The following is an 11,654-nucleotide window of genomic DNA, read 5'->3' as shown; positions in this document are numbered from 1 at the left end:
TTTTAGTAGTTGTGCTAACGTGAAGCTATTCTATTAATACGGTAACTCGTCATTATGTTGACTTTAATTAACAATATTATTGATCGTTGCTTTTTTACGGTTACTTTTATTTTGGGCGTACAATTGCCTGAATTTATGCAGCAATACCAACAACGCCTTGGCGGTCATTTAGCAGAAGCTCAGTCACAATTAGCCCAATTTGAGGTAATAGCACAGCAACATTTTGATGGCAGCTTAATCACTATGATTGACCGCTATAAAGAAAATACTGAAGCCTCAATTATCAGTACCGGAGAGTTAATCGAACTGTTATCTTTACGTGTCGATTACTTGGCAAGTCATTTAACGCAAATTTCACAGACCGATTACCTCAACAGTGTATATCAACTTGTTTGGCATTTAGATCAACAAATTGCTTCTGGCACAGCTGAAAACTTTTCAATGGGGATCCCACTTGAATTAAACGCGCTAGCAACCGGAGGAGCGCTTGCTCTAGGTGCATTGTTGCTAAAAGAGTTAACGGTATTTGCCGTTAAACGCCCTTTTAAAGCCAAAAAAATTGACCCTATTCAATCATAATAAGTAATTAACCTTTTCGACCCGCAATAAAAAAGGTTGCCGAAGCAACCTTTATTAAACTCTATCAATGCAAAACTGGCTTGCTAACTTATTCGCTATTACCATCTTCAACGCGACTTTTAAGTTTTTGACCTGGTCGAAAAGTTACTACCTTACGGGCTGAAATTGGAATATCTTCACCTGTTTTAGGGTTACGTCCAGGACGCTCGCTTTTCACGCGTAAGTCAAAATTACCAAATCCAGATAATTTAACTTGCTCGCCTGCTTCTAAAGTTTCACGAACTTCTTCGAAAAACACTTCAACCATATCTTTTGCGTCGCGCTTACTTAGCCCAACTTTTTCAAATAAATGTTCTGCTACTTCTGCTTTTGTTAGCGCCATTATTTAATCCCTCAGAGATGCATTCAGTTCAGTTTTCAATGTATCAACCACTCGGTTAACTACGTCAGTGATATCCTTTTCTTCTAAGGTTTTATTATTATCTTGCAATATCATTGCTATTGCTAAGCTTTTAAAACCAGCTTCAATACCATTACCTTGGTATACATCGAACAAGTTTAGATCAACTAAATAATTTCCGCCAACCTTTTCAATAAGTTGTAGTACTTTATTTGCACTAACTTGTTCATCTACCACTACAGCGATGTCACGTCTGTTTGCCGGAAAGCGAGATATGTCGCGTGCTTGAGGGATATTTTGTGTACAAACTTCGCTCAATAAAAGTTCAAAAACTAATGTGCGACCATTAAGGCCTAATTTCCGTTCTAATTCAGGATGTAAGGCTCCAACATGACCAACCAGTACACCATTTTTATGAATAGCGGCAGTTTGACCAGGATGTAACGCATCAACTTCTGCTTTAGAAAAAACAAATTCACTGACGTTATTTGTTAAACCTAACAAGGCTTCAACATCAGATTTAATATCATAAAAATCGGTTGCTGCTTTTTCGATATCCCAATGTTCTTCACTACGTTGACCACTAAGAACACCTGCGATCATATTGTCTTGGCGAACACCATTTTCCACACTTTCATCAGGAATAAAACGCAAACCAGTTTCAAATAAACGTACACGACCTTGTTGACGGTTTTGATTATAAATTACTGATTGTAATAATCCGGTCCATAAACTTACACGCATCTCTGACATTTCAGATGAAATTGGGTGCGGTAACGTCATGGTTGCTTGACCTGGGTGTAGCTGTATTTGTACTTTCGGGTCAACAAAACTATAAGTGATCGCTTCTTGGTAACCGCGATTAACTAAAACATTACGTAATTTGCTTAACGGTAACTGCGCTTCTTTTTGCTCACGCATTGCCAATGTTGCTTTTGGTGAAACATTTGGAATATTGTTGTAGCCAAAAATTCGTGCAACTTCTTCAATTAAGTCAACTTCAATACTGATATCAAAACGATAAGCAGGAACAACAACTGTCCATACTTTTTCTTCGCTTGTACCATTTTCAGTAACAGCAAAGCCTAAGCGAGTTAATATTTCGCTAACTTTTTCGTCATTGATATGGTGACCAATACGACCATCAAGCTTTGAACGACGCAAGGCTACTGTTTTTTCAGCTGGAATATTTTCTATCGACACAGCTTCAACAATAGGACCTGCCTCACCACCAACGATTTCAAGCAATAATGTTGTCGCTCGTTCCATGGCATCGCGTTGTAGCTGTGGATCAATACCACGCTCATAACGGTGTGATGCATCAGTATGTAAACCGTACTGACGTGCTTTACCTAAAATAGCTAATGGCGCGAAAAAAGCACTTTCTAAAAAGATATCTTTAGATTCAGCAGTAACACCCGACTCTAAACCGCCAAAAATACCAGCCATGGCTAATGCTTTTGCATCGTCGGCAATAACTAAGGTCTGCGTCGAAAGTTTGACTTCATTTTCATCAAGCAATACTAACGTTTCACCTTCATTTGCATAACGTACATTGATAGCACCTTCAATAGCAGCTAAATCAAAAGCATGCATAGGATGACCTTGCTCTAACAGTACATAGTTAGTTACATCGACTACAGGGTCAATTGAACGTGTGCCACAACGACGTAGCTTTTCCACCATCCACAACGGAGTTTGTGCATTGATGTTAATATTTTTAATCACACGCCCTAAATAACGAGGACACGATTTTTCAGCTGATAAGGTAATAGCTACCGTATCGTCAATCGTTGGCGTAACTGCTGTGATAGTTGGCTCTGTAACACTTAAGCTATTAAGTACACCTACTTCACGTGCAAGACCTTTTAAACCAAGACAATCACCACGGTTAGCCGTTAAATCAACGTCGATGGTTACATCATTAAGATCAAGGTATTCTCTTACGCACTTACCAATAGGAGCATCGCTGGCTAATTCCATAATGCCGTCTGAACTATCTGACAAACCGATTTCAGACTCACTACATAACATGCCGTGAGACGGTACGCCGCGTAGTTTGGCTTTTTTAATTTTAAAGTCGCCCGGTAATACCGCACCAACAGTAGCAACGGCAACTTTTAAGCCTAAGCGACAATTTTTAGCACCACAAACAATGTCGACTAACTCGCCGTCATTAAAATCTGGTCCTAAATTGATTTTTGTTACTTGTAATTTGTCTGCATCAGGGTGCGGACCACATTCAACTACTTCACCAATTAATACACCGCTAAACTTTCCTGCAACAGGCTCTACGGCGTCTACTTCAAGACCAGCCATGGTAATTTGATGTGCTAATTCATCTGAAGATATAGCAGGATTAACCCACTCACGTAACCAAGATTCACTAAATTTCATTATATGGCTTTCCTACTTGAACTGTTTTAAGAAGCGAAGATCATTTTCGAAGAATGAACGTAAATCATTTACGCCGTAACGTAACATGGTTAAACGTTCAACCCCCATACCAAAGGCAAAACCGGTATAAACTTCAGGATCAATGCCTACGCTGCGCAATACATTCGGATGCACCATGCCACAACCTAATACTTCTAACCATTTACCGTTTTTACCCATAATGTCGACTTCTGCAGAAGGCTCTGTAAATGGGAAGTATGATGGACGGAAGCGAATTTCTACTTCTTCTTCAAAAAAGTGATGTAAGAAATCATGCAACACACCTTTTAAATGCGTAAAACTAACGTCTTTATCAACCATTAAGCCTTCGACTTGATGGAACATCGGCGTATGAGTTTGATCGTAGTCATTACGATAAACCTTACCCGGAGAGATAATACGTAGCGGTGGTTGCTCTTTTTCCATGGTACGAATTTGTACGCCAGACGTTTGTGTACGTAGTACTAACTTAGGATTAAAGTAAAACGTGTCATGGTCTTGACGTGCTGGGTGATGCTCAGGAATATTTAAGGCATCAAAGTTATGAAAGTCATCTTCAACTTCTGGACCTTGCTTAACTGAAAAGCCTAAATCACCAAAAAAGCTTTCAATACGTTCAATAGTACGTGTTACTGGGTGTAATCCGCCTAGCTCATCACCACGACCTGGCAATGTTACGTCAATAGATTCAGCAGCAAGTTGTTGCTTGATAACTTCGGCGCGTAATAACTCACCACGTTCAGTTAACAGTTTTTGTACCTGCTGTTTAGCGATGTTAATCACTTGACCCGCTTTGGGCTTTTCTTCTTTTGGTAACTTACTTAGGCCTTTCATTTGCTCAGTGAACAAACCTTTTTTGCCTAAAAAGTTAACGCGAACTTGGTCAAGTTCTACAGGATCAGTCGCCGCAGCAATTGCTTGTTCTGCCTGCAATATAATATCGTCTAAATTCATGAGTTCCTCTAAAGCGTGTTTAAAGCGCCCATACTTTTTAATATTTAAATATAGGGCATTAACATCGGCCTAATTTGGCCTTTAGCTAGACTTTTTCGATTAATAAAATGGTGAATGATTTTACACAAAAAATTGTTGTTAGAGTAGAGTAAATCTACGTTTTTCAAGAAAAAAAACACCTAATGGCTGATTACTTTCAAAAACAGAACAAATTATTAACTTAGCTGTCTGCAATTTATCAGCGAACGTAACATAAAAAATAAAACAATGTGTTTATGGACAAAAAAATGGCTTCATAATTTTGAAGCCATTTACGGTTAAACATTAGCGAATAAAATTACATATTATAGCCAACTTCATCGTGTTCAGTTAAATCTAAGCCGGTAGTTTCTTGCTCTTTAGAAACCCTCAAGCCTTTAGTCATCACTGACACTATTTTAAATAGAATGTAAGACACAACAGCCGTATAAAGAATAGTAGAGCCAATACCAATTAGCTGCACTGTTACTTGCCCTAACATGGTAGTAATACCTTCAGCATAACCAAAACCACTAAAGGCTCCAAGCTCAGTTGAGGCGAAGACCCCTGCTAATAAAGTCCCTAATATTCCGCCAATACCATGCACGGGGAAAACATCTAATGAGTCATCAATTTTCAGTTTTTGTTTAATATAAACTGTTGAGTAAAAACAAATAATACCCGCTGAAACGCCAATAATTAATGCGCCACCTGGACCAACAAAACCTGATGCTGGTGTAATAGTACCTAAACCTGCCACCATACCCGTTACCGCACCAAGCACACTTGCCTTACCAAATTTTTTCCACTCGATTGCAGCCCACGTTAATGCTCCTGCTGAGGCTGAAAGATGAGTAACTAACATCGCCATAGCCGCATCTCCATTAGCCGCTAATGCACTACCACCATTAAAGCCAAACCAACCAACCCAAAGCATACCAGCACCTGTAACTGTCATGGTTAAGTTATGAGGTAACATAGGTGTTTTTGGAAAACCATGGCGTGGCCCTAGTACCACTGCAGCAACCAGTGCTGCAACACCCGCGGTAATATGAACAACAATACCACCAGCAAAGTCATAAACGCCCATTTGTGCAAGCCAACCGCCGCCCCAAACCCAATGAGTAACCGGAGCATATACAACTAACAGCCATAAACCTGAGAACAATAATACCGCTGAAAACTTCATTCGTTCAGCATAAGCACCAATAATAAGCGCCGGTGTTATCACAGCAAACGTCATTTGAAATAACATAAACAAGCTTTCAGGAATATCTCCTGCAAGGGTTTCTTTTGTCATGCCAACCATTAACACTTTGCTAAAATCGCCAATCCAAGCATTACCTTCGCCAAAAGCTAAGCTATAACCAACGATAAACCACAAAATAGAAGAAACGCCAGCAATGGCAAAACACTGCATTAAAATTGACAGAATATTTTTTCTGCGCACTAAGCCGCCATAAAACAAGGCTAATCCAGGTAAAGTCATCAATAGCACAAGTGCTGTTGATGTTAAAATCCATGCGGTATTAGCACCATTAAGCGTTGTCTCTGCCGCAAAACTTGGTAGAGAAAAAATTAACATTAGAAGTGTGATTACTATTTTATTCATTTTATACATCCACTATTTAAATCTTGTTTCAGCCCTACTTTGCAGCCGAATTTATTATTACTTTGAGTTACCCGAAAAAGCTCAATTAAATGGCTTCATCGTCTAGTTCACCCGTTCGAATACGAGTAATATTTTCAATATTGGTAACAAATATTTTACCGTCACCAATTTTACCGGTTTGAGCAGAGCTAACGATAGTGTCAATAACACGTTCAGCAAAATCATCTTTAACCGCAATTTCAAACTTAATTTTTGGCAAAAAGTCTACTGAGTACTCAGCACCACGATAAAGTTCGGTATGGCCTTTTTGACGACCAAAGCCTTTTACCTCTGTCACTGTCATACCATCAAGGCCAATTTCGTTTAATGCTTCACGGACATCGTCCATTTTGAAGGGTTTAATAATTGCTGTTATTAATTTCATTCGATCACCTTTAGTGCATTCATAGTCAATTTAAGTTTTCTTATTTGATTACACTAAGCACCATTTGTACCCAAAATGAAAAACATAACTAATACAGACAATTAAATATAAAACTGCACAACAAAGACAACTCACAAGCACCAATATGGTGCACAAATCAAACAAAAAAGAGCATTCTTGGTGCACAGTGATAGCATTGCTTCACAAGTGGGCAAGATCAGTTGAGTTATTGTTATGTGTCGTTATTGAGTTTAAATATGAATATAACGCAGGGGGAAATCGAAGAATAAAAACGCTTATTAAATCTAAATTCACTAAGCTGCTGCAGAATCACTGACTAAGATTCACTGATTAAGGTTCACTGATAATTCAACAGAAAGTTCCACGGAAAAACTGAGCACCGCAGATCTATCACATCGACTACTAGTTATGACACGGTTCTAAGACATTAGAGCAATGCGCGAGGTGTTACATATATGAACTAATACCAAGGTTCTATGTTCATAAGGATGTAAGTCATTAGAGCAATACAGGCGCATAAAAAAGCCCCGCGATTGCGAGGCTGTTTTCAATATTCACTATAACCTAATCAATCAACTGATATTCATCACGTAAAATATCAATAATTTCTTGTTTAGGGTTTTGCGATAGCACGATCTCTTTACCGATAATTTTTTCTGCAATCACAAGGTATGTTGCTGACAAAGTCATTAACACATTAGCAGGTAACTCATTGTCACGAGCAAGCGCTTCACGTTCTGTCATTCGGTCTTTATTCAACAGAATATCAGGATCAGGAAAGTGGTTAAGTAATAATTGACGGAAACCTTCTTTGGAGTTTTCTACAATATTACCTGCGCGATATTGTTCGCCATCCCAAATACGCGATGAATCAGGCGTACCCACTTCATCCATATAAATAAGTTTGTCATTACCGTTACGGTCTTTGACATAACCAAACTCAAACTTTGTATCAACAAAAATTTGATCAATCTTAGCTAATGCCGCTGAAATAACATCAAAGCCTTCCGTTAATAACTTCTCATATAAGGTGATGTCATCAGCAGATTTAAAATTAAAAGCAGCGAAGTTATCTTCAATGTTTTTGCGGGTAATATTGACATCGTCTACGGCAGGCACGCCAGGAATATTTTGCAAAATTCCCTTTGTTGAAGGTGTTTGTAGCAATGTTGGTAATTTACTGTCTTTTTCAAGGTTATCGCTAAGTTCAATACCACAAAACTCTCGTTCGCCTTTAGCATACGAACGCCACATTGAACCGGTAATATACTGTCGACAAATAGCTTCAATCATCACAGGTTTAGCTTTTTGAACAATCCATACAAACGGATGCGGAATATCAAGAATATGACTATCAGCTAAACCTTGTTCTTTAAACAAGTTAAACCAATGATTAGAAATAGCGTTTAAAGCAGCACCTTTACCAGGAACGCCTTTCATACCGCCTTCACCATGCCAAATACAATCAAACGCTGAAATTCGGTCACTGATCACCATAATGGCTAACGGTGTATCTTCGGCAACATCGTAATTTTTCTCTTGAATTAAACGACGACTATCGTCTTCAGTTAACCAATAAACAGAACGCACCTTGCCACTATGAACAGCAACATCAGTACGGATTGGTAAATCGTTATTTACCGATAGAATTTGATCAGCAAGACTCATAATAAGACCTTCACTTCCTATAATTAAATTAAACGTTTAAATAAACAGGCTTGATTATAGATTTGATAAACCAGCTTAGTTAACGGTTCATTTTATATGACTTGGATTATCCTGACTTTTTAGTCAATTTTTCATCTTTTAAAAAAAGAAAAGGACGCCATAGGCGTCCTTATCTCAGAGCTAATATCTCAAACTTATGCTAAAGAAGCTTGCGCTTTTTCAACTAAGAATGTGAAAGCTGCTTTATCGTATACTGCGATGTCAGCTAGGATCTTACGATCGATTTCAATAGAAGCCTTTTTAAGACCATTAATGAAACGGCTGTAAGATAAACCATTTTGACGAGCTGCTGCGTTTATACGAGCAATCCAAAGTTGACGGAATTGACGCTTACGTTGACGACGGTCACGGTATGCGTATTGGCCAGCTTTAGTTACAGCTTGGAAAGCAACGCGATAAACGCGACTACGGGCACCGTAGTAACCTTTAGCTTGCTTTAGAACCTTCTTGTGACGTGCACGTGCTTGTACACCACGTTTTACTCTTGCCATTTTCTATCTCTCCTATTAACCGTGACGTAAAAGTTTTTTAACTGACTTAATGTCAGCTGCGGCGATCATGCATTTAGCACGAAGATGACGCTTAACTTTAGTACGGCGTTTAGTCAAAATATGACGAAGACCGGCTTGTTTAAATTTATAGCCTGTGGCTGTCTGTTTAAAGCGCTTTGCAGCACCTTTATTGGTTTTCATTTTAGGCATGTTAATAACTCCGCATTGTTATGCCAAATATAAAGTAAACGAGGGCGAGAATTTCTCAGCGCTTAACCGTTAAGCTAAGATGTGAATTCTACTTGTAGGCCTTGTCTACCAGCTTAAAGATAATAGCGGTGAGTTAACTATTTCGGAAAATAGTTAACTACTTGTCAAACCGGGTATTATCTATTTTTTAGGGGCTAAGACCATCACCATTTGACGCCCTTCCGCTCTACGAGGGAAAAACTCGACTACGGTCAATTCTTCTAAATCTTTTTTAACACGAGTTAGAATTTCAAGACCGAGTTCTTGGTGGGCCATTTCACGGCCACGGAAACGTAATGTTACCTTGACCTTGTCGCCGCCTTCTAAAAAGCGCTTCAGGTTGCGTAGTTTTACCTGATAATCGCCTTCATCTGTTCCAGGTCGGAATTTAATTTCCTTTACCTGTATTTGTTTCTGGTTTTTACGCTGTTCTTTCTGTTCTTTCGCTTTTTCATAGATAAACTTACCGTAATCCATAACGCGAAGAACAGGAGGTTTTGCTGTTGGGCTGATTTCTACAAGATCGACACCTGCTTCCTCTGCTTGGTCCATAGCTTCATCTAATGTAACTATACCACCTGGTTCGCCGTCATATTTAATTAAACGAACTTCATTGCCCAGAATACCTGTGATTAACTCATTTAAACGATGCGCTGGCTCTTTTTGCCCGCCACGTTGTCCACCTTTAATAGCCATGTTCCTCCAAAGAACGTTGTGACCAAGTAAGCACTATTTTTAGTTTACTTGGGTTAAATAATAATATTACGTGTTTTTTTATTTCAAAGTGCTTATTGACGGTTTTTAACTTCGTCAGATAATTTGGTAATAAAGTCATCTACCGACATTGTACCTAAATCTTCACCACTTCGAGTTCGTACTGCAATTTCGCCAGTTTCCATTTCTTTATCACCGACGACTAACAAATACGGAACACGCTTTAAAGTATGCTCGCGGATTTTAAAGCCTATCTTCTCATTTCTCAAGTCTAGTTTTGCTCTAAATCCACTTTCTTTTAGTTTTTTTACAACTTTTTCACAATATTGACCCTGTTTGTCGGTAATATTCATCACAGTTGCTTGAATTGGCGATAACCAAGTTGGAAATTTGCCAGTGTACTCTTCAATCAAAATTCCGATAAAACGTTCAAGTGAACCTAAAATGGCACGATGGATCATCACCGGAATGTATCTTTCGTTGTCTTCACCAACATAAGTTGCGCCTAAACGCTCTGGTAAAGCAAAATCGAGTTGTACAGTACCACATTGCCAAGCACGTCCCAAACAATCCATTAAAGTGAATTCTATTTTAGGACCGTAAAAAGCGCCTTCGCCAGGTAAGTATTCAAATTTAATATCACTGTCAGTTAACGCTTGAGCTAAGCCGGCTTCCGCTTTATCCCAAATTTCATCACTACCAATGCGATTTTCAGGGCGTGTAGACAATTTAACAACAATATCTTCAAAACCAAATGAGCCATAGACGTCGTATACCATTTCGATACACTTAGTGACTTCGGCTTGCACTTGCGATTCCATACAGAAAATATGTGCGTCATCTTGGGTAAAGCCACGTACGCGCATTAAACCGTGTAAAGACCCAGAAGGTTCATTACGGTGACAACAGCCAAATTCAGCTATACGTAGCGGCAAATCACGGTAAGACTTCAACCCTTGGTTGAATATCTGTACATGACCTGGACAGTTCATTGGTTTTATGGCGTATTCACGCTTTTCAGACTCAGTAGTAAACATGCCATCAGCATATTTGTCCCAGTGACCTGACTTTTCCCAAAGGCTTCTGTCCATCATCATTGGTGCTTTAACTTCGTCGTAATCATATTCGTGTAGTTTTTCACGAATGAATTTTTCTAACTCAGTATAAATAGTCCAACCATCGTTATGCCAAAACACCATTCCAGGTGCTTCTTCTTGCCAATGGAAAAGATCTAACGTTTTACCAATTTTACGGTGATCACGCTTTTCAGCTTCCGCTAATCGTACTATATAAGCTTTTAATTGTTTTTTATCAGCCCATGCTGTGCCGTAAACACGCTGCAGCATTTTGTTGTCTGAATTGCCACGCCAATAAGCGCCAGCAACTTTCATTAGTTTAAAATGATGACAATGACGCATGCTAGGTACATGAGGACCACGACACATATCGATATATTCTTGATGATGATAAAGCGCTGGTGTATCAGACTTATCAATATTTTCATCAAGAATTTGTAATTTATAACTTTCGCCACGTTCAGTAAACGCGTCGTAAGCATCTTGCCATGTACCCGTTTTCTTAACAACTTCATAGCCAGTTCGCGCAAGTTCTGTCATGCGTTTTTCTAGCTTAACTAAATCGTCTTCGGTAATTGACTCTTCTAGGTCAACATCATAATAAAAACCGTTATCGATCGTTGGGGCCAATCGCCATTTTGGTGTTAGGCCATAATTGCTTAATAGCATGACCTAATAGATGCGCACAAGAATGACGAATGATCTCAAGACCTTCGCTATCTTTACTGGTAATAAGTTGCAGAGCCGCATCTTCTTTGATTAATTCACAAGCATCGACCAATTCGCCATTAATTCGACCTGCGATTGTGGCTTTTGCCAAACCAGGGCCGATATCTAAGGCAACGTCCATAACAGAAACTGCTTGTTCAAAAGTGCGTTGACTACCGTCGGGAAGCGTAATTACAGGCATGTATTTTCCTTTGTTCAGTGGCGACACACACTAAGTGCCGCT

10 protein-coding genes and 1 pseudogene are annotated in these 11,654 nt (G+C 39.1%); 1 reads left to right on the top strand and 10 read right to left on the bottom strand.

Going from position 1 to position 11,654, the window contains the following annotated elements; all coding sequences use genetic code 11:
- Window positions 1–54: 54 nt before the first annotated feature.
- Window positions 55–579, top strand: a complete 525-nt coding sequence (locus DBO93_RS06105; protein WP_108455522.1) for a DUF2937 family protein — start codon at window positions 55–57, stop codon at window positions 577–579.
- An 88-nt stretch (window positions 580–667) separates the two neighbouring features.
- Here the strand turns inward: DBO93_RS06105 and DBO93_RS06100 are convergent, their stop codons facing one another.
- The 10 genes and pseudogenes from DBO93_RS06100 to thrS all read right to left on the bottom strand — a co-directional run bounded on the left by DBO93_RS06100 (window position 668) and on the right by thrS (window position 11,612).
- Complete coding sequence (locus tag DBO93_RS06100) at window positions 668–961, bottom strand: integration host factor subunit alpha (protein WP_081149676.1); 294 nt, start codon at window positions 959–961, stop codon at window positions 668–670.
- 3 nt (window positions 962–964) lie between these two features.
- Window positions 965–3,376, bottom strand: a complete 2,412-nt coding sequence (gene pheT, locus DBO93_RS06095; protein ID WP_108455521.1) for a phenylalanine--tRNA ligase subunit beta — start codon at window positions 3,374–3,376, stop codon at window positions 965–967.
- Window positions 3,377–3,388: 12 nt separating this feature from the next.
- On the bottom strand, window positions 3,389–4,369 hold the full coding sequence (pheS, locus tag DBO93_RS06090; RefSeq protein WP_077284683.1) for a phenylalanine--tRNA ligase subunit alpha: 981 nt from the start codon (window positions 4,367–4,369) through the stop codon (window positions 3,389–3,391).
- 337 nt (window positions 4,370–4,706) lie between these two features.
- Complete coding sequence (locus DBO93_RS06085) at window positions 4,707–5,999, bottom strand: ammonium transporter (protein WP_108455520.1); 1,293 nt, start codon at window positions 5,997–5,999, stop codon at window positions 4,707–4,709.
- An 85-nt stretch (window positions 6,000–6,084) separates the two neighbouring features.
- Window positions 6,085–6,423 (bottom strand): P-II family nitrogen regulator, encoded by a 339-nt coding sequence (locus DBO93_RS06080; protein ID WP_108455519.1) that lies wholly within the window; start codon window positions 6,421–6,423, stop codon window positions 6,085–6,087.
- A gap of 585 nt (window positions 6,424–7,008) precedes the next feature.
- Window positions 7,009–8,112 (bottom strand): phosphoribosylaminoimidazolesuccinocarboxamide synthase, encoded by a 1,104-nt coding sequence (locus DBO93_RS06075; RefSeq protein WP_108455518.1) that lies wholly within the window; start codon window positions 8,110–8,112, stop codon window positions 7,009–7,011.
- Between the two features lie 194 nt (window positions 8,113–8,306).
- The gene (rplT, locus tag DBO93_RS06070; RefSeq protein ID WP_077284679.1) at window positions 8,307–8,663 is read right to left on the bottom strand and encodes a 50S ribosomal protein L20; all 357 of its coding nucleotides are present in this window, start codon (window positions 8,661–8,663) and stop codon (window positions 8,307–8,309) included.
- 15 nt (window positions 8,664–8,678) lie between these two features.
- Window positions 8,679–8,873, bottom strand: coding sequence for a 50S ribosomal protein L35 (gene rpmI / locus DBO93_RS06065; RefSeq protein ID WP_081149668.1), 195 nt, complete (start codon window positions 8,871–8,873; stop codon window positions 8,679–8,681).
- 180 nt (window positions 8,874–9,053) lie between these two features.
- Window positions 9,054–9,608: a translation initiation factor IF-3 gene (gene infC / locus DBO93_RS06060; RefSeq protein ID WP_108455517.1), complete on the bottom strand. Its 555-nt coding sequence runs from the start codon at window positions 9,606–9,608 to the stop codon at window positions 9,054–9,056.
- 92 nt (window positions 9,609–9,700) lie between these two features.
- A pseudogene (thrS, locus tag DBO93_RS06055) lies at window positions 9,701–11,612 on the bottom strand (threonine--tRNA ligase).
- Window positions 11,613–11,654 lie beyond the last annotated feature (42 nt).

It is taken from the genome of Colwellia sp. Arc7-D (assembly GCF_003061515.1).
Classification (GTDB): domain Bacteria; phylum Pseudomonadota; class Gammaproteobacteria; order Enterobacterales; family Alteromonadaceae; genus Cognaticolwellia.
This window is presented reverse-complemented; position numbering and strand designations above follow the sequence as displayed.